This is a genomic window from Candidatus Cyanaurora vandensis (genome assembly GCF_013285555.1).
Taxonomy (GTDB): domain Bacteria; phylum Cyanobacteriota; class Cyanobacteriia; order Gloeobacterales; family Anthocerotibacteraceae; genus Cyanaurora; species Cyanaurora vandensis.
In genome coordinates this window covers 1-17510 of sequence record NZ_JAAXLT010000015.1, presented here as the reverse complement: position 1 = coordinate 17510, position 17510 = coordinate 1, and the positions used below count along the sequence as shown (strand labels likewise).

The 17510-nt window shown below is 56.4% G+C and carries 18 protein-coding genes, 1 other RNA gene and 2 pseudogenes; 11 read left to right on the top strand and 10 right to left on the bottom strand.

Annotated elements, in window-relative coordinates; genetic code table 11:
• Positions 1-158: 158 nt before the first annotated feature.
• Both HFM78_RS01160 and HFM78_RS01155 read right to left on the bottom strand, forming a co-directional pair.
• Positions 159-881, bottom strand: a pseudogene (locus HFM78_RS01160) (RNA-guided endonuclease InsQ/TnpB family protein); the annotation flags it as partial.
• Between the two features lie 146 nt (positions 882-1027).
• Complete coding sequence (locus HFM78_RS01155; RefSeq protein WP_287127580.1) at positions 1028-1192, bottom strand: chlorophyll a/b-binding protein; 165 nt, start codon at positions 1190-1192, stop codon at positions 1028-1030.
• A gap of 152 nt (positions 1193-1344) precedes the next feature.
• On the opposite strand from HFM78_RS01155, the gene ilvC reads away from it, so the two are divergent.
• Positions 1345-2340 carry a ketol-acid reductoisomerase gene (ilvC, locus tag HFM78_RS01150; RefSeq protein ID WP_287127579.1) on the top strand — a complete coding sequence of 332 codons (996 nt, stop codon included), beginning with the start codon at positions 1345-1347 and terminating at the stop codon, positions 2338-2340.
• Here ilvC and HFM78_RS01145 read toward each other — a convergent pair.
• Positions 2337-3281, bottom strand: coding sequence for a sigma-70 family RNA polymerase sigma factor (locus HFM78_RS01145; RefSeq protein ID WP_287127578.1), 945 nt, complete (start codon positions 3279-3281; stop codon positions 2337-2339). The two genes, ilvC and HFM78_RS01145, sit on opposite strands and share 4 nt — an antisense overlap.
• A 149-nt stretch (positions 3282-3430) precedes the next feature.
• On the opposite strand from HFM78_RS01145, the gene HFM78_RS01140 reads away from it, so the two are divergent.
• Positions 3431-3682, top strand: a complete 252-nt coding sequence (locus tag HFM78_RS01140) for a helix-turn-helix domain-containing protein (RefSeq protein WP_287127577.1) — start codon at positions 3431-3433, stop codon at positions 3680-3682.
• Entirely contained in the window at positions 3682-5067 is a 1386-nt protein-coding gene (locus tag HFM78_RS01135; protein ID WP_287127576.1) for a hypothetical protein, read from the top strand. Before HFM78_RS01140 ends, HFM78_RS01135 begins: the two co-directional genes overlap by 1 nt.
• 108 nt (positions 5068-5175) lie before the next feature.
• Here the strand turns inward: HFM78_RS01135 and HFM78_RS01130 are convergent, their stop codons facing one another.
• Genes HFM78_RS01130 through HFM78_RS01105 form a run of 6 tightly spaced genes read right to left on the bottom strand, consistent with a single transcriptional unit; the run spans position 5176 to position 8909 of the window.
• Positions 5176-5838, bottom strand: coding sequence for a TVP38/TMEM64 family protein (locus tag HFM78_RS01130; protein WP_287127575.1), 663 nt, complete (start codon positions 5836-5838; stop codon positions 5176-5178).
• Positions 5835-6212: a hypothetical protein gene (locus HFM78_RS01125; protein WP_287127574.1), complete on the bottom strand. Its 378-nt coding sequence runs from the start codon at positions 6210-6212 to the stop codon at positions 5835-5837. Before HFM78_RS01125 ends, HFM78_RS01130 begins: the two co-directional genes overlap by 4 nt.
• The gene (locus HFM78_RS01120; RefSeq protein ID WP_287127573.1) at positions 6209-7000 is read right to left on the bottom strand and encodes a DUF4198 domain-containing protein; all 792 of its coding nucleotides are present in this window, start codon (positions 6998-7000) and stop codon (positions 6209-6211) included. Before HFM78_RS01120 ends, HFM78_RS01125 begins: the two co-directional genes overlap by 4 nt.
• 21 nt (positions 7001-7021) lie before the next feature.
• Positions 7022-7843 carry a hypothetical protein gene (locus HFM78_RS01115; protein WP_287127572.1) on the bottom strand — a complete coding sequence of 274 codons (822 nt, stop codon included), beginning with the start codon at positions 7841-7843 and terminating at the stop codon, positions 7022-7024.
• A gap of 44 nt (positions 7844-7887) precedes the next feature.
• The gene (gene mutM / locus HFM78_RS01110; RefSeq protein ID WP_287127571.1) at positions 7888-8715 is read right to left on the bottom strand and encodes a bifunctional DNA-formamidopyrimidine glycosylase/DNA-(apurinic or apyrimidinic site) lyase; all 828 of its coding nucleotides are present in this window, start codon (positions 8713-8715) and stop codon (positions 7888-7890) included.
• Positions 8715-8909, bottom strand: a complete 195-nt coding sequence (locus tag HFM78_RS01105; RefSeq protein WP_287127570.1) for a photosystem I reaction center subunit IV — start codon at positions 8907-8909, stop codon at positions 8715-8717. Before HFM78_RS01105 ends, mutM begins: the two co-directional genes overlap by 1 nt.
• 86 nt (positions 8910-8995) lie before the next feature.
• On the opposite strand from HFM78_RS01105, the gene ffs reads away from it, so the two are divergent.
• The 8 genes from ffs (at position 8996) to HFM78_RS01065 (ending at position 16979) form a co-directional block, all read left to right on the top strand.
• An RNA gene (gene ffs / locus HFM78_RS01100) (signal recognition particle sRNA small type) lies at positions 8996-9092 on the top strand.
• Between the two features lie 98 nt (positions 9093-9190).
• Complete coding sequence (locus HFM78_RS01095; RefSeq protein WP_287127569.1) at positions 9191-10333, top strand: murein hydrolase activator EnvC; 1143 nt, start codon at positions 9191-9193, stop codon at positions 10331-10333.
• Between the two features lie 32 nt (positions 10334-10365).
• On the top strand, positions 10366-13239 hold the full coding sequence (locus tag HFM78_RS01090) for a glycoside hydrolase family 38 C-terminal domain-containing protein (RefSeq protein ID WP_287127568.1): 2874 nt from the start codon (positions 10366-10368) through the stop codon (positions 13237-13239).
• 183 nt (positions 13240-13422) lie between these two features.
• Positions 13423-14436, top strand: a complete 1014-nt coding sequence (gene pdhA, locus HFM78_RS01085) for a pyruvate dehydrogenase (acetyl-transferring) E1 component subunit alpha (protein WP_287127567.1) — start codon at positions 13423-13425, stop codon at positions 14434-14436.
• A 10-nt stretch (positions 14437-14446) separates the two neighbouring features.
• Positions 14447-15424, top strand: coding sequence for a pyruvate dehydrogenase complex E1 component subunit beta (locus HFM78_RS01080; protein WP_287127566.1), 978 nt, complete (start codon positions 14447-14449; stop codon positions 15422-15424).
• A gap of 2 nt (positions 15425-15426) precedes the next feature.
• Positions 15427-15642: a hypothetical protein gene (locus HFM78_RS01075; RefSeq protein WP_287127565.1), complete on the top strand. Its 216-nt coding sequence runs from the start codon at positions 15427-15429 to the stop codon at positions 15640-15642.
• A 148-nt stretch (positions 15643-15790) separates the two neighbouring features.
• On the top strand, positions 15791-16120 hold the full coding sequence (locus HFM78_RS01070) for an RNA-binding protein (RefSeq protein WP_287127564.1): 330 nt from the start codon (positions 15791-15793) through the stop codon (positions 16118-16120).
• 97 nt (positions 16121-16217) lie between these two features.
• The gene (locus HFM78_RS01065; protein WP_287127563.1) at positions 16218-16979 is read left to right on the top strand and encodes an ABC transporter ATP-binding protein; all 762 of its coding nucleotides are present in this window, start codon (positions 16218-16220) and stop codon (positions 16977-16979) included.
• On the opposite strand, the pseudogene HFM78_RS01060 reads toward HFM78_RS01065, so the two are convergent.
• Positions 16969-17510, bottom strand: a pseudogene (locus HFM78_RS01060) (hypothetical protein); the annotation flags it as partial. The gene HFM78_RS01065 and the pseudogene HFM78_RS01060 overlap by 11 nt on opposite strands.

The window sequence follows — 17510 nt, the reverse complement described above, 5'->3', positions numbered from 1 at the left end:
TGGAAGCATGGTAAGCGTTTCATGCGAGAGTGCTGGCATCTATGCAAGTCATTTCGAGCTGTGCAATTTATTTTTGAGTGGGGGTTAAAGCATGAAATCTTTGCTTTTCCAAAGCTACAAAAGTATAGGGAAATGCTCTGTCTCACTTAGGATCACTATAGTTTGTGGGTCTTCACCATGTTTTTGATAGCTAATTCCTCAACTACAATCCTTTGGTTTTCACGAACTAGTTGAGTCGTTAGCTTATGCAAAAAGTCTTTGCGAGCATCAGTTATCCGTGCATGGACGCGAGCCACTTTTACACGGGCTTTATAGCGATTGTTACTCCCCTTTTGTTTGTGAGACAATACCTTTTGTGCTCTTTTCAGCATCTTGCGAAGTTGCTTAGAGTGCTTGGGGTTGGCGATCTGATCCCCGTCGCTCGTGGCAATCAGACTGGTTATTCCCACATCTAAGCCGATAGCTTTGCTGATAGCAGGAAGCGGTTTAACCCTGTGGTCATTCACTAGGAAAGAAACAAACCAGCGTCTGTTAGGCTCTAGCTTGACGGTGATAGTAGAGGGTTCACAGTCAGCAGGCAAAGCTCTACTCCACCGCATAGGCAAGGCTGCAGCACACTTAGCTAGAAATACCTGCCCAGCCTGCCCATGGAAAGCCGACTTGGTAAATTCAGCACTACCGCCATTACTTTTCTTTTTGAAGTTGGGGTATTTTGCCCGGCCCTCAAAGAAGTTCGAGAAGGCTTTTTGAAGGTGTCTAAGTCCTTGCTGTAAGGGAACACAGCTCACCTCATTAAGAAAGTCAAGCTCAGACTCTTGTTTCCATTGGGTCAGCATGGAAGAGGCTTGATTGTATCCAACTCGCTCTTGGCGTTCGTACCAAAAGCCGTCCGCAAGGACGGGGTTTCAGACCCAGTTTCTCTGATGATCTATGCTGGTTTGTAAGCTACTGTTCCTGACCACTCTGCCGCAAATCCTAAGTAAAGAGGGTGCCGTAGCACCCCCACTGTGATTAAAGATAAGCGCGATTAGGAACCGAGGATACCGAGGAAGTTGAGGACACCTTTACCCGTGGCGACTTCCAGAACTAAGGCTGCAACAAAGCCAATCATGGCTAAGCGACCGTTCAGTGTTTCGGCGTAGGGGACAAAACCAAACTTGGCTTCATCTTCCGTAGTCCGGTTGGTGTTCATGGCCTCTCCCAATACAGTCTTTGTACTACTTCATCTTAGTTTAACAAAACTTAACCGTCAAACTTGGTTGAGATTCCGTCCTAGGGCGGTGGTCACGGGTGAAACAGGACCCCACACGGGCTAAAATCACCAGTAAACCCAGAGGAATGACCATGGCTCGCATGTACTACGACGAGGATGCCGATTTAGCCCCCTTGCAGACCCAGACGGTCGCGATTATCGGCTACGGCTCCCAGGGTCATGCCCACGCCCTCAACCTTAAGGAGTCTGGGGTCGAAGTTGTCGTCGGTCTCTATCCCGGCAGTCCCTCTTGGGCACGAGCGGAGCAGGCGGGACTCGCGGTTTACACCACCGCCGAGGCCACCCAGCGGGCGGATCTCATTATGATCTTGCTCCCCGATGAACGCCAAAAAGCGATTTATCAACAGGACATCGCCCCGTACCTGAAACCAGGGAAGACCCTCGCTTTTGCCCACGGCTTTAATATCCACTTCAGTCAGGTCGTCCCCCCCGCCACGGTGGATGTGGTCATGGTCGCCCCCAAGGGACCGGGTCATCTCGTCCGCCGCCAGTACCAAGAAGGTAAAGGCGTGCCCTGTCTGTTTGCCATCTACCAGGACAGCACGGGTCAAGCCCGGACCACCGCCATGAGTTATGCCAAGGCGATTGGCGGTACCCGCGCTGGGATCTTGGAGACTTCTTTTCGAGAAGAAACTGAGACGGATTTATTTGGGGAACAGGTGGTCCTCTGTGGCGGCTTGACCGCTTTGATTAAGGGGGGGTTCGAGACTTTGGTGGAGGCCGGATACCAGCCAGAGTTGGCCTACTTTGAGTGTCTGCACGAGGTCAAGCTCATCGTGGACCTGATTATTGAGGGCGGCTTGGAGAATATGCGGAAATCCATCTCTAATACCGCTGAATTTGGCGATTACACCCGTGGCCCCCGGATTGTCACCGATGAGACCCGCCAGGAAATGAAAAAAATCCTGCGCGAGATCCAGCAGGGGGTTTTTGCTCGCGAATGGGTCTTGGAGAACCAAGCTGGGGCCCCAGCCTTCCTTGCCACCCGTCGCCGCGAGACCGAACATCCTATCGAAGAAGTGGGCAAGGAATTGCGCGGGATGATGAGTTGGCTCCACAAGGACTAGCGATATTGCTCCAGGGCGGGTTGGTGTTGCGAACGGCGTAACTTAGACAGTGCGTCGCGCTCGATCTGGCGGATGCGTTCATGGGTGAGGTTGAGTCGGAGCCCCACTTCCTTGAGCGTGTTCCCGGTTTCGCCCCCCAGCCCGAAACGCAGGGCCAAGACGACCTGCTCGACGGGTTTTAACTGGGCGAGGGCGGCGGCGAGGTCTTGTTTGAGTTGGGTTAGGGTTACATCTTGGCCGAGATCCGGCTGGGTATCTTCGAGCAAGTCGCCCAAACAGAGGTCCCCGGTCGGGTTCATCGGGGTATCAAGGGACAGGGGCGACCGGGCAATACTCTGGAGAGCGCGGACTTTGGTGGATTTGAGTTGGAGGGTTTCCGCGAGTTCCTGCTCCGTAGGCCGGCGGCCCGTCGCCTCAATCACTTGGCGGGTGGTACGGCGCAAGCGGCGGATTTTTTCCATGACGTGAATGGGTAGACGGATCGTCCGTGATTGGTTGGCGATGGCGCGGGTAATGCCCTGACGAATCCACCACGTCGCATAGGTGCTGAAACGATAGCCCTTTTCGGGGTCGAACTTCTCCGTCGCCCGCATTAGCCCCAAGTTACCTTCCTGGATCAAGTCGAGGAACGGCACGCCCCCGCCGACATATTTCTTAGCAATGGAGACAACGAGGCGGAGGTTGGCGTTGATCAGTTTGCGCTGGGCGTGACGGCCTTGCTCTCGTTGCCTTTGGACGATGGAGTAAGGAATTTCTAGGTGATGGGCGATGTCTTCCCAACTGGCGGGCTTGCGTTGGGTATGCAGGCGGTCTAGGTACAGCCAACGCTGGATCAGGCGGGAGAGTTGGACTTCCTCGCTGGCTGTGACCCGAGCGATCCGCCCAATCTCGTTGAGATAGGTATCCACCGAGTCCTCACTGGCATAGAAACGCTCACTCAAGGAACCTCCTTACAAACCTCATACTGAGTAGCCTAAACAATCTTGGCAATTTACAGTAAACGAAAATCGATCATAGACTATTAGGCTTTTTTATAATGAGCCATGCTTTTCGTTAATTGACGTAAGATTACGAGGCAGCCGGAGTGATTATGCACGAAGTTGTCCAGTCCCAAGCCAATTTAATCGGGCTGAGGGTCCGTTGGATGCGGGAACGGCTCCAGTTGACCCAGGATGAACTGGCGGGTCGGCTCTCTCACTACGGAGTGCATCTGGATTATGTCAAAATTGGTCAGATCGAAAATCGCAGACGGCGCGTTGTGGATTGGGAATTAGTCGGGTTTGCTAAGTCTCTAGGGGTTTCTGTAAATTGGCTCTTGAGTGGCGATGAGGAGAAGTTGTGATGTTAGACCGAAATCGCTACGACCTATTTGTGGCAGCAGGGCCACTACTGGCCCATTACCAATCTCGTCATCCGGGGTTCCATGCCCGCGAGGTGGCCTTGGCTTTGGTAATCCAGCATTACCAAGCTCAAATCCCTGTCGTCGGCAGTGGCACGGGGATTGACCTGGACCAGTTAGTGCTTTTGTGTGACCAGCTTTACCACAAGCGTCACTCCCAGTTGGGCGAAAAAGCCATCTGGCCCCCCTTTAGCCACGATGCCCAAGGGTTCCCGCGCTCAGTCCCGGCCCAGGACCCCCACTGGTACAAAGCGAGCAACGGTCAACAGGGTTTGGGTTGCCATGCCCAGGCAGTCCATTTTTGGCATAACCCGACGTTTTTGGCGGAGGACCGCGATCTTTGTCCCTTCCGGGTCTACGACGGAGTGACGGCTTTGACCCTGGACCAGGGCCGTCAACAGTGTGGTTTTGACGGGAATCCCTGCGGTTGGTTGCCGGGCTTGCCGAAGTTTTTGCAAGTCTTGGGGCGCAATCACCAAGCCCAGGTCCTGCGGGCGGTGGCGAATCTGGGGATGTGGCAGACCTTGGTGCCCGAACCCATCCCCCTCTTCCCGCTCCTGATCCAGCTTTATTTTGCCCAGCCCGAGTTAAGTCCCACGGTTCAAGTGTTGACCCCGGAGCTATTTTTTCAGGAATTTCATCTCGAAGGCCTGTCCATCTTATTTAGCACCGACCCCCAGCAACCGGAGAACCGGGAATTACTGCGCTTGGCCCGACTCCCGGCGCAACCCGCCCCGCGCCTCCATCACCCCCAGGAACCGAGCAGTACCCGGCCCCGGCCCACGGGTGGACATCTGGTCTTGGATCCCGAGGAATTACCCCGTTACCAAAGAAGCGGTCTCCCCGCTGGCTTGTCCCAGGACCCGCTCCTGGCTGAACGTCGCCGCCGTCGCCAGCTAGAGCGCACCAAGGCCCACGACCTCGTACTCAAGAACTTCCGGCGTTGGTTCCGGTTGGCAGGAAAGGAAGTGCGGGAGGACCCAGATACCTTTGATTTTTTGGCGATTGATGACCAGTTGGTATTGTTGGCGGAGATTAAGTGTCTGGGTCAACAGGATACCGCCGAAGCGATCCAAGAAGTGGTTGGTCAGTTGGCCTATTACGAATATTTTGCCCTGGCTCCCTGGCGGCAGGCGGGATTTCCCATTGTCCGGGCGGCGGTCTTTGACCACCCGCCCTTAGCAGACTATTTGACTTTCCTGGCTCAACTGGATATCAACTGTTACTGGTTGGATGAGCAGGGCCGGATTGACGGCTCCGCCCCCAGTCTGACGCTACTAGAAAAGCTGGGTATCGCCGTGCGCCTAGACCCCGAGTTGGTGAGTTAGGGCAACGCCAGTACCATTTAAGGCTAAAGCTCGGTGAATTGGGCTCAGAGCTTGGGGCACTAGCTCGGGCGGCGGTTCTCCCTGGCGGCATTACCCACGCCGGGGGATTCACGGGGAGTTCTCCACTTGCTTGCGGCGTAGCAGCAAAATGGGTAGGAGCGAGAGGAGACCCAGGGCGGTCAAGGCCCCGGCGAGTTCCCAACTTAGACTACCACTCAGGGATTGTTGCCCGCCCTGACCCAGCCAAGCATAGGCCACGGTATTCGGGATGATGCCAAGTAAGGTCCCCAGGGCGAAATCCCGCACCGAGACACGAGTTAAGCCAAAGAGTGAGTTAAGGACATTGAAAGGCAACAAGGGCGAGAGACGGCTCGATAACACATACCAAAACGCATTCGCTTGGAGTCCCTGGTCCAACTGATTGAGCCGGGAATTTCCCGCCAACTTCGCCTGTGCCCAATCCCGCGCCAGATACCGTGCAATCCAAAAGGCCCCGACCGACCCAAGTACTGCCGCCAGCACCGAATAGACTGTCCCCCAAAAGACCCCAAACACCGCCCCACTGATAATCGTCAAGATAAATGCTGGCACCCCAACCGCCGTAGTCAAAACCCGAAACCCGACGTAAACCCAGGGTGCCCATCCGCCCAACCCCGTCAAAACCGCTGTCAACCCCGTCTGACTCAAGTCAAAATTAGCACTGGCCCACTGGTATAACCCCAGGGCTAGGCCAAAAAAGAGGACCAGAGCCCAGGGTTTCCAAGACCTCACAGTGCCTGCCAATCAGGGCAACTCAGGCGGGGTCGTCCACTGGGATAGGGGGCACAGTGGATACCCGCCTGTCCATAAAAAAAAGTACAAGTCGGACAGGGACCGCTCTGGTGAATTTCGCCCCAGAGTCGGCGGGCCGTAGACAACCAAGTGGGACTCAAGGGCCGATAGCTGTCCTGAAAAAACCGCCACAGGTCCGTAGCCCAACGGTCTATCCCTCCCGGTGGCGGGACTGGAGAGAGACCCGCCCGGATGTACTCGTGGAGTAACTTGCGTCCGGCTTGGGCGACACGCACCGGGCTATGGTGGGTGTCGTGGGCGAGGGCACGGACTACCCGTTCATGCATAGCAATGGCGGGCCAGGAGGCTTTCATCGGCTGAAACTCAGCGCGGTCCAATAACTCTCCCAGTCAATCTTTTGACAGTCCTGCTGACAGGAGCGCATATGAACTAAGCGGATCACCCAGGGACCGGAACGGTCCAGCCGAAACGTCGCCTTACCCAGAGCATCGGTCCGGGCGACTTGGCGGGTCTGTTGTTTGCCTTGGCCCTGGACAGCGACAATCTGGCGATTGGGGAGGGCCTTGCCTTCAAAAAGGGCCTGTACGGTCAGAGGTTCTTGGGGCAACAGGGTAGCAGGATGTTGTTGGGGGACGAGTTCTAGGGTCTGACCGAGGGGAGTGAGGGGCAGGTCATCCACCACTTCCCCGACTTGGAGGATGGTTTTGAGGTTGCGGGAATAACGCTCCCGGCCGGAGACCTTGGCGCGGCCCGCCTGGATATCGGTCAGGCCCTCTTCCTTGAGGTAGGCATTAAATTTTTTATTGGCGAGCGTGATGGTACTGGGGCTGCGGTCAAGGGCCAGCACATAGGTCCCCGGTTCCGTCAAGTTCAGACGGCTGAGGGGTTTTTGCCCGTCGGGGGTGGTGGGTCGGAGGTCCTGGGGTCCGCTCCGGGCAAATAGGGTCAAGGCTGGGGTCCGGGCTTTTTCATAGGGCCGCTCTTCATCGGGGTTAAAGATGTTATCGCCCAGATAGAGGTGGACCTGGAACGGTTGACCTACCTGAGGCCGGAAGGTAGTAGGTTGCAGCCAGTAATCATGGGCCAAGACCGGCGGGGCAAGCAGGAATAACCCGAGGAGTAAAGCGTGGTAGGCGGCCATGATGAGTCGTAGGGTTTGCGCCTATTGTGGCATGACGGGCAATCGCTCTAGATCCTGGACCTGGGTGAAGAGGTCTTGTTCGCGGGTCGGATCGGGAGTAGACGTGCGCTTGAACAGACTGATGCTGAGGTGGATCTCAATGACCAAGGCGGCGTAGCGATCGGCGAGACGGGCGGTACAACGCACCTGCTGGTCCAAACGGGCTAGGCGTTGGCTGAGTTCATCTTGTTGTTGATGAAGGATAGTGAGAGGGTCATGTTTGAGACCCTGGCCCTGACCCGTGACTCGGGCAATCTCATAGAGTAGACCTTGTTGGCGTTCGTTTTCTTGGCGTTGTTGGGCGTAGTCTTTATGCTCTTCTTTGTATTCACGGACTAGTTCTTGATAACGCAAACTCCGGGCACTACAGAGGTCCTTCAGGGCACTCAGGGGCGTATGGGAGGCTTTGCTGGAGCTGGGAATGAGGGGTGGGCGAGTGGACTTATGCCCGATCTGGGCCAAGAGTGCATTCACGGTGGTCAAGAGGGCGTTGGGGTCACGGGGCAAGATGGCTTGGATGCCCTGTTTTTGCGCGAAAGAAGTCAGTTCTGAAACCGCCTGACCGGGCTGGAGGAGGACTAAGGGCAGGGCCGGAAAATCTTGTTTCAGTTGACGACAAGCCTGGAAGGGATTCTCCAGACTGCCAAAATCCAATAGCAGAAGCTGCGGCTGTTGTTGGTTAATCTCATGCTCTAGTTGAGCTAACCCCTGACTGGCGATGGGGTCCAGGCGGTGACAGACCAAGGCCGCCATCAACAGCGGACGGTACACCACGTCTCGGTCCAAGACAAGTAGACGAGTCATAGTTTCCGCAGGCTAGGGCATGGTTCTAAGGGTACCCCGTCGGCTCAAGTCTGGCACGTAAGGCAAAAATGGCTAGACCGCCCACCCAGGCGCAGACGGTGGATGGGATTACCGCACTGGAGACAAGCTTGCTGATAACGTCCGTAGACCTGGAGACGGGTTTGGTAGTTTCCTGGCTGGCCCTGACTGTCTGCATAGTCGCGGAGGGTCGTCCCGCCCGCCAGGATGGCTTGGTTGAGGACCTGTTGAATGCTCTGGATGAGTTTGGTCAGTCGGGCTGGGTCCAACTGGTTGGCGGGGGTGAGCGGATGGATACCGGCCTGGAAAAGCGACTCATCGGCATAGATATTCCCAATCCCCGCCACCAGAGCTTGGTCCAGCAGAGCCGTCTTGATGGCGATACTGCGGCGGGCAAGGGCAGATTGAAAGTAGGTAAGTTCTAAATCGGCGGGTTCGGGTCCCAGGCGGGCGAGGGTAGGGATGACCCGCGCCGGGGTCTCATCGGGCCGGATGTACCAGAGTCTGCCAAAGGTCCGGGGGTCCTGGAAATAAAGTCGTCCCCCGCCGACCAGATGCAAAATAACCCGCAGGTGGGCTAGGTCCTCGGTTAGGGGCGGGTCTCGCAAAATTAAGCGACCACTCATCCGCAGATGGACCCCCAGCCAACCCCCCGCCGCTAGACCCAACAAAAGATACTTCCCCCGGCGTTGGGGAGCGGTGAACTGTTGACCGACCAAGCCCTGGCTAAAACCCGCCAGAGTTGGGTGCGCCACCGCTGAAGCCCGCCGGATGTCTACTTTCTCGATTAAGCGGCCCGCCAACCGGAACTCCAGGCTCCGGCGGACGGTTTCCACCTCGGGCAGTTCGGGCACTAGCTCACTTCTTCTAGCTCAGAGACCCCAAAGTTATTGGTGTTGAGGCTGGAATAATTCACGCGCTCAAAGCGGACAGTGACGGGATAGATAACGTTCGCGCCCTTATCTACAGAGGCGACAGTCCCCACATCGTTGTACCAGTAAGATTCTTGACGGAGGACACGGACTTGAGAACCCTTTTGGATAGCCATGGGTTAATCCTTCAATCATTGCTCTCTTAAGATACCACCCGCTCTCACGAGTGATCCCCACAACAATTAATGTTACGCTGGTCTCAGACCTGGACCCGTGCGGTTTCAACGCCTAAACCGTGTCAGGACCGAGAGGTAGCAGCACTAGGGATGCTTGAACCAGGCGCGGTGCTCCAGGTCCCATGTTTATGAAACAATTGACCGTCCTAATATTTTCCGTATATTCCGTGATTGGGACTAGGTGTGGTAATCTGACTGCATAGTTTTTTGGCTGATGTACGTTGGTTGTTCCTTTGCTCCTGCTCCTGGTCATATTGAGTCTGGTGCCGGTCCCTATGGCCTCGGCCCAATCTTTGACCACCCTCCAGCAACAACAACAAGTTACCCGTCGTCTCCAACAGACCCGTCGCAAGTCCTATGAACTACGCCGCAAAGAGTCCAGTGCCCGTGGCAATCTCGCGGGAATTAAAAAAAACTTAAATGTCACTCAGGGTCGGCTAGTCGTCACCCAGAGCCAGTTGACCCAGGCCCAAACTAAACTCCAATCCCTGCAAACTCGCTTAGTCCGCCTCGAATCCCAGCAAGACCGCCAACGCCAGACCAGTATTGAGCGGTTGCGCCACCTACAACGTTACGGGGCCAGTCAGCAGTGGTGGGCGGCTCTATTGTCTAGTGAGAGTTTTACGGATTTTGTGGACCGCCAGTTGCAGATGGTCCGCTTGTTGGCCCGTGACCGCTCTTTGATTCTTAATTTGCAAGACCAGACGGCTCGTGTCACGTCTACCCGTCAAGCTGTATCTCAACAGAAAGACACGATTGCCCGTCTCAAGTCCCAACTTGTTATTAAAAAAGTCTCTTTTCAAAAAGCAGCGGTTGTCCAAGCTAGCCAGTTAAATAACATTACCCAACAGCGCGTGTCCTACGAGCGGGCTGAACGTCAACTGGAACAAGATACCCGCCGTTTAACGGGGGTGATCCGTCGTCTGATTGCTGAACGTCAACGCCGCAATCAAGCCTCATCCAGCCGTTCGTTGGGGACCGGGCGTTTCCAGCGGCCCGTTAGCGGGGGGCGGTTGACGAGCAATTTTGGCTACCGAGTCCATCCGATTTACCGGACCAAGCGTTTCCACGGCGGGGTGGACTTTGCGGCGGCCTCGGGGACACCGATTAAGGCGGCGGACAGTGGGGTGGTGATTTACGCCGGTTGGTATGGGGGCTACGGCAATGCAGTAGTGATTGACCACGGGGCGGGACTAGCTACGGTCTATGGACACGCGAGCCGTCTCTATGTCCGGGTCGGTCAGATGATCCAGAAGGGCCAACGGATTGCGGCGGTCGGTTCGACGGGCGTCTCCACGGGACCGCACCTCCACTTTGAAGTCCGTCTCCAGGGCCGGGTGGTCAACCCGCTTGGTTATTTATAATTCCAGGGGACTCTGGTGAGGCAACGAAAAACATGGACTCCACCCTCGCCCGGTTACGCGCCTACGTCAACCAAGTCCTACTGACGGGTTGGTATCAAGATGACGGGACAGAACATTTCCCCAATGAGAAGCAGCACTTGGCTTGGACGGGTGGGGGAGTGCCAATTCGTCTACATCAGACTGTGCGCTTGGGGGCAGACTGGCGGGGTTATCCGGTGGCAGGGCGGCTCTACTTGCAGTTGTACTGGTGGGCGCGGGTAGCTCGGGTCTACGTGGATGGACAGTTGGTCCTCAGCGGGGACCTCTTTGACCAACGGGGGCGTGTCCTATTGACCCAAGCAGCCCAACCTGGACAGGAATTTCAGCTAACGGTGTACCTGGAGAGTCCCGGTCATGATGGGGGGGCCTTATATAAGGTTGCGCTCTACCTAGAAAACCCAGACCCCCAGTGGGACCCCGGTTATTTTGCCGATGAACTGGCGGGTTTGCGGGTGTTGGACTTGGCGGGGTCAGTGCCCCTCCTGGCGGCGGCCTGTGCGGTTATCCGTTGGCTACCAGAACACGCTCTGAGTGAGCTAAAAGCTTCTTTCAGCCAGGCGCGGACTATCCTGCAACCGCTGGTCCCCTTGGTGAAAGCCTATCGAGTAAATCTGTTGGGGCACTCCCACATCGATCTAGCTTGGCTCTGGCCCCACGCTGAGACTTTAGACGTAAGTGAGCGTACTTTCCAGTCGGTGCTTGCGCTCCAGGAAGATTACCCGGAGTTACGGTTTGTCCAGAGTACAGCCTATCTCTACGAATGGCTAGAGACCCACCGCCCGGAGCTTTTTGCCCAAATCCAAGCACGAATTACCAGTGGACAGTGGGAAGTGGTCGGGGGGATGTGGGTCGAGCCGGACTTGAACCTGCCCGATGGCGAGTCCCTGATCCGTCAGGTAGTCTATGGCAAACAGTACTTCCGCAAGTTGGGGGTGGAGGTCGAGGTGGGCTGGAACCCCGATAGTTTTGGCTATACCGCGCAATTGCCCCAGATTTACCAGAAGTCCGGTATCCGCTATTTCCTGACCCAGAAGTTGCTCTGGAACGATACTACCCAGTTTCCTCACCAGCGGTTTTGGTGGCAAGGACCGGACGGGAGTCGGGTGCTGACCTATTTCGCACCGCCCTTGGGGGAGGAGATCCCCCCGGTCAAGGTGCTGACCCACCTCAAAAATTCTGGACAACCGGAACTGCTCTGGCTCTACGGGGTGGGCGACCATGGCGGCGGGCCAACGAAGGAAATGATGGCGAGTCAACAGCGGTGGCGGGAATCGGATTTTTGTCCAACGCTCAGCCATAGTTCTAGTCTGGATTTTTTCCAGGGTTTACCTACCGCTGATTTACCTGTCTGGACCGGGGAGCTTTACTTAGAGTTCCATCGCGGTTGCTATACTAGCCACGCTGACCAGAAACGATTTAACCGTCAAGCGGAAGTCCTGCTTACCAACTGCGAAAAGCTACTTTTTCTATTGGCTCTACAGGGTCACGAGTGCAAGTTTGAGGGCTTGGAGCGGTGCTGGAAATTGCTCCTTTTTAACCAGTTCCACGATATTCTCCCGGGTACGGCGATTCCTGAAGTTTTTGTCCAGGCCAACCGGGATTGGGCCGAGCTTTTCGAGCAGGGTGAAAAGCTACTCACTGCCGCCCTAGCCGTTCTCATCCAGCCTACGGACCAGTCATGGGTGGTGGTCAACCTACTCAACTGGCCCCGTCAAGTCCTTGTGGAACTCCCGTGTCTCGGCGCGGCGGAGGACCAGACGGCTTTAGTTGCGGTCTCAGTTCCGGCTTTGGGGTGGGCGGTTTGTCATTCGCCGGTCCCTTCTGTCAATGCAAGCCCAGTGAGTGCTGGTTTTATCCTGGAGAACGACCATCTCCGCGTTACCCTCGACCCCCACACGGGCAACCTCACGAGTCTGTGGGACAAGGACCAGGCTTTCGAGTATCTAACTGGCCCTAGTCAGTGGGGGGTTTATCGGGACCAGGGCCAATACTGGGACGCTTGGAATATTGACCCCCACTACCGGGACCATCCCCTTACACCTCCCGTGCTGATGGAGATTACACCCGTCCAGACGGGTCCCCTCTGTGCCCATTTACGAGTGGTCTATCAGCTAGGACAGTCTCGAATTACCCAGCGCATCACGCTCACCGGGCGGCTCTTGACCTTCAAAACTGAAGTAGATTGGCGAGAACGGCAGGTCCTGCTAAAAGTTAGCTTTCCTTTAACCCTCCAACAGGACCGCTTTTGGTGTGAGGTGCCCATGGCAGTCTTGGCCCGTCCCACCCACCGCCAGACCCCCACTGCCGCCGCTCAATGGGAAGTCCCCGCCCTGCGTTGGGTGGCCTACGAAGCCGACGGACACGGGCTTGCCCTCCTTAACGACAGTAAATATGGCTATGACTGTGTGGGTTCTCAACTCTCACTGACCCTGCTCCGGGCTCCGGTCTGGCCTGATCCCGAGAGTGACCAGGGTAGCCAGAACTTCACCTACCAACTCCATCCCTACCGGGGGAGTTGGCAGTCAGCGGGAGTAGTCCAGTTGGGTCACGAGTTGAATAACCCACCCTTGGTTGTCCCTGGCAAGGTACCTGCGTTCCAGGGTCCGCTGGTGTCGCCTAGTTCGCTGGTTTGGGTCACCTGTAAACCCACCGCTGAGCCTCAAGTCTGGATTCTGCGCTTCTACGAATCCCAGGGCCAAGCCTGCACGACGAACCTCGATTTCCCAGTCTCCCTAGTTGAAGTCCAGGAGACTGATCTACTAGAAGAACCGCTTTATCCGCTAACTGTGAACGGTGGGCAAGTCACCCTCCACGCTACACCCTGGGAAATTAAGACCCTACGAGTGGTCTTCGCGACCGGGACCTAGCATAAGAGCAAGTTTTAGACTTGAGTGAGTAATCAACCGGACTTGGTCTGAGGACTTGCGGGACTTTCGTGACCCGACTATGGAGCGTAATTTTGGGAATCAGCTTCAATTGGTTTCCTTCCTCACACATGATAAGTAGAAGTGCTGATAATATTTGATGGTCCTATGTCGTTCGGAGTCCCCATGGTCCTGTCACAGGAAGTTAATGTAATCCCCAAGGTCGTGCCACCGGAAATCACCCGCGCCCAGGGGCTGGAACTTTATCAAGATATGGTCCTGGGGCGGACTTTTGAGGATATGTGCGCCCAGATGTACTATCAGGGCCGGATGTTCGGGTTCGTCCACCTCTATAACGGACAAGAGGCCGTGGCAACGGGCTGCATCAAAGCTCTCAAAGCTGGCGACTATGTGACCAGTACCTACCGCGACCACGTCCACGCCCTCAGCCAAGGGGTCCCCGCACGGGCGATCATGGCGGAACTCTTTGGCAAGGCGACGGGCTGCTCCAAGGGCCGGGGCGGTTCGATGCACCTCTTCTCAGCAGAACACAACTTCCTCGGCGGCTATGCTTTCGTGGCGGAAGGGATTCCGGTGGCGACCGGAGCGGCCTACAGTGCCAAATACCGGGGCACCGACCAAGTGTCGGTCAATTTCTTTGGGGACGGGGCGACTAATAATGGAGCCTTTTTTGAGAGCTTGAATATGGCGGCTCTCTGGAAGTTGCCCATCCTCTATGTCGTCGAGAACAACCTCTGGTCCATCGGGATGCAACACGCTCGGGCCTCCTCAGTGACGGAGATTTACAAAAAAGCCTTGGCTTTTGATATCCCTGGCTACCTCGTGGACGGCATGGATGTCCTCGCTGTCCGCCGAGCCGCCGTAACCGCGATTGAACGGGCACGAGCCGGGGAGGGACCGACCCTACTGGAATGCACCACCTACCGTTTCCGGGGCCACTCCCTGGCGGACCCCGACGAATTGCGCGACCCCGCCGAAAAAGACCTCTGGCGCAAACAAGACCCAATTCCTAAACTGGCCCGCTACTTGGTGGAACATCAACTCGCCACCCAGGACGAACTCCAGACCATCGAAGATGACACCCAGACCCTCATCGAAGATGCCGTCCAGTTTGCCCAAGACTCCCCGGAACCGCCCGTGGATGAGATCACCCGCTACGTCCACGCCGAAGACGAATAGGAGACCCGCCATGGTGATGCAGTACTACTTTGAAGCTCTGCGCGATGCAATTTACGAAGAGATGGTCCGCGACCCGATGGTGATGGTCATGGGCGAGGACGTGGGCCATTATGGAGGCTCCTACAAAGTGACCAAGGACCTCTTTAAGGAATTCGGTGGCCTGCGGGTCCTTGATACCCCGATTGCGGAGAACAGTTTCGCGGGGATGGCGGTGGGTTGTGCCATGACCGGAGTGCGGCCCATCATCGAGGGGATGAATATGGGCTTCCTATTGTTGGCCTTCTCCCAGATTGCCAACAACGGCGGGATGCTCCGCTACACCAGTGGTGGTCAGTTCACTGTGCCGATGGTCGTGCGGGGACCCGGTGGCGTAGGCCGTCAACTCGGCGCGGAGCACTCCCAACGCTTAGAGGCTTACTTCTACGGCGTTCCTGGTCTGAAGATCATCGCCCCAGCCACCCCCCTGGATGCCAAGGGCTTACTCAAGTCCGCGATCCGTGACAACAACACCGTATTGTTCTTTGAGCACGTGTTACTTTATAACCTCAAAGAAGAGATCCCCGACGGCGTGGATTATATCGTCCCCATCGGCAAGGCCAATCGGCTGCGCGAAGGCCAAGACCTGACCATCCTCACCTACTCGCGCCAAGTCCACCACTGTCTGAGTGCCGTCAAGACTTTAGTGAATGAAGGTTACGACCCTGAACTGATTGATCTACGGACGCTCAAACCCCTGGATCTAGAGATGATCTGCGAATCGGTCCACAAGACCCACCGCGTCCTCATCGTCGAGGAAGACTACAAAACCGGGGGTATCGGCGGGGAGATCATTGCCCTCCTCAACGAACACTGTTTCGATGACCTGGATGCCCCGCCCGTCCGCTTGGCCTCCCGCGACATCCCGACTCCCTACAATGGGCGCATGGAAGCCGCTACCATCCCCCAGGTGGCTGACATCCTCCAGGCCGTGAAACACCTCGTGGACTAGCCATGCACCCCACCGTGCGCCAACGGTGTTTACAGCTTTATCAGACCTACGGGGAGGGTCATCGTACCGCCCAACCCGTCGGTTTTGTCTATAATCGGAACACCCAGGGTCTAAAGTTACTCTTCAGTAGCCCGATTCTCCTGCCGACTGAAGAATTTATTCCCTTGGCTGCGGTCCTCGATGAACCCAATTCCCGTGCTTCCCGTCGTTTTCCTTAACAATTTCCGAATTCCCGGCTGACTGGGTACCATCCCGGCCTGTGATCGGCTAGGATGAAACCGTCCTAACAGCTACTCGGTCTAGAATAGGTGATGACTTCCAATTCTCCGGGTCCGGGACAATACCTCTTAGCGATTCGGAGCGACCATGGCCATTTACGTCGGTAATCTCTCGTTTAAAGCGACCGAGCAGGACATCATTGATGTTTTTGCGGAGTATGGTGAAGTGAAATCGGTCAAGCTACCCACCGACCGGGAAACCGGACGGATGCGTGGTTTTGCGTTTGTTGAGCTAGCCTCGGAAGCCGAAGAAATGGCGGCCATCGAAGCTCTTGACGGCGCAGAGTGGCTCGGGCGCGACTTGCGCGTCAACAAAGCCCAACCCAAACCCCAAGGCGGTCCCCGTCGTGAGGGCGGCGGCGGCGGCGGCGGCTACGGCGGCGGCGGTGGACGGCGCGGCGACTCTGACCGTTACTAAAAACTTCTAGCCCCAGGGTCGGCCCTGGTCTAAACCATCAAAATCAACTCAACTGGCTCATCGCCAGGGGGGTTTTTTTTATGAGCAGGAGTGCATCTTGGACTCAACACCTCTAATTGAATTGCGGAATGTCACCAAGCAGTTTGGCGACAAAGTGGTCCTGGATGGCCTTAACTTAAAACTCTATGACGGCGAGGCCCTAGCCGTGATTGGACCCTCAGGGACCGGGAAATCTACGGTGCTGCGAATTATCTGTGGACTTTTGGAGCCCGATAGCGGTGAAGTTTTAATTGATGGTAAACCAACCACCGACCTGCTCCATAACGGTAAAGTGCGCTTGGGCATGGTTTTCCAACAGGCAGCCCTTTTCGATTCACTCACGGTCGGGGAGAATGTCGGGTTTCTTTTGTATGAAAAAAGCCGTTTACCCGCTGCCAAAATCCGTGAACTGATTACCCAGACCCTAGAGCAAGTCGGCCTGCGGGATATTGAAGACTTGTACCCTGCCCGTCTCTCCGGCGGGCAACGCAAGCGCGTCAGTTTTGCGCGGGCTATTCTCACTGAGCCGGGAGTGGAGCAAGCCTGTGTCCAAGTGTTGCTCTACGATGAGCCGACAGCAGGGCTAGACCCCATTGCCTCAACCGTGATTGAGGACCTGATCCGCAACCTTTATCAGGGCCATAACGCCTGTATCATCGTGACCCATCAGCAAAGTACGATCCGGCGTACCGCAGACCGAGTTTTACTGCTCCACGATGGGCAGGTGCGCTGGGAAGGGGGGATCGCCGAGATTGACACGACCCCCAATCCCTACATCCAACAGTTCTTTGCGGGGTCCACCGTAGGACCTATTCAGTAGCGACCGGAGAGGATGCTGGATCAGCAGCTAGAACAGGTTCAGGGAGGGTAGGTTCAGATGAGACGGGTTCAGGCGGGGAAGTAGGGGTTGCTTCGGTAGACATTTCGATTGGGGTAGACTCCCTGACGGTTGTCTCCTGGCGGATGGAGGGTTCCTCAGCAGTAGGCGTTTCCTCGGTGGTGGTCTCTTCACCCATGCCCTCGGTCTTAGTCCGGCGGCGGCGGCGGCGGTTAGCGGGCGGTTCTTCTGCTACTGGCGTGGCAACGGGCGTCACAGAGACGATGGGACTTTCTTTGACATTGACCAAAATCGGGACCGGGGGAGCCATGGCGGTCAAGGAGAGCGGGGGGACCACCAAGGGCGGCACCATCAGAGGCGGTTCCGGCTCTTCTTCAAGCGACGGGATGGGTAGGACGGGTGCAACCGGAGGAGTCGGTGCGACGGGGGCTAAAACAACGGGAGCAGGCACAGGAGCCGGGGTCGGGACCGTGACAGGTAAGGGCGGGGGCGGATCACCCAGGGAGGCAAAGA

What these genes read in the sequence shown, in the direction of transcription:
- HFM78_RS01155 (WP_287127580.1), bottom strand. Translation starts at nt 1,192, where the DNA reads ATGAACACCAACCGGACTACGGAAGATGAAGCCAAGTTTGGTTTTGTC.
- ilvC (WP_287127579.1), top strand. Translation starts at nt 1,345, where the DNA reads ATGGCTCGCATGTACTACGACGAGGATGCCGATTTAGCCCCCTTGCAG.
- HFM78_RS01140 (WP_287127577.1), top strand. Translation starts at nt 3,431, where the DNA reads ATGCACGAAGTTGTCCAGTCCCAAGCCAATTTAATCGGGCTGAGGGTC.
- HFM78_RS01135 (WP_287127576.1), top strand. Translation starts at nt 3,682, where the DNA reads ATGTTAGACCGAAATCGCTACGACCTATTTGTGGCAGCAGGGCCACTA.
- HFM78_RS01125 (WP_287127574.1), bottom strand. Translation starts at nt 6,212, where the DNA reads ATGAAAGCCTCCTGGCCCGCCATTGCTATGCATGAACGGGTAGTCCGT.
- HFM78_RS01120 (WP_287127573.1), bottom strand. Translation starts at nt 7,000, where the DNA reads ATGGCCGCCTACCACGCTTTACTCCTCGGGTTATTCCTGCTTGCCCCG.
- HFM78_RS01115 (WP_287127572.1), bottom strand. Translation starts at nt 7,843, where the DNA reads ATGACTCGTCTACTTGTCTTGGACCGAGACGTGGTGTACCGTCCGCTG.
- HFM78_RS01105 (WP_287127570.1), bottom strand. Translation starts at nt 8,909, where the DNA reads ATGGCTATCCAAAAGGGTTCTCAAGTCCGTGTCCTCCGTCAAGAATCT.
- HFM78_RS01090 (WP_287127568.1), top strand. Translation starts at nt 10,366, where the DNA reads ATGGACTCCACCCTCGCCCGGTTACGCGCCTACGTCAACCAAGTCCTA.
- pdhA (WP_287127567.1), top strand. Translation starts at nt 13,423, where the DNA reads ATGGTCCTGTCACAGGAAGTTAATGTAATCCCCAAGGTCGTGCCACCG.
- HFM78_RS01080 (WP_287127566.1), top strand. Translation starts at nt 14,447, where the DNA reads ATGGTGATGCAGTACTACTTTGAAGCTCTGCGCGATGCAATTTACGAA.
- HFM78_RS01075 (WP_287127565.1), top strand. Translation starts at nt 15,427, where the DNA reads ATGCACCCCACCGTGCGCCAACGGTGTTTACAGCTTTATCAGACCTAC.
- HFM78_RS01070 (WP_287127564.1), top strand. Translation starts at nt 15,791, where the DNA reads ATGGCCATTTACGTCGGTAATCTCTCGTTTAAAGCGACCGAGCAGGAC.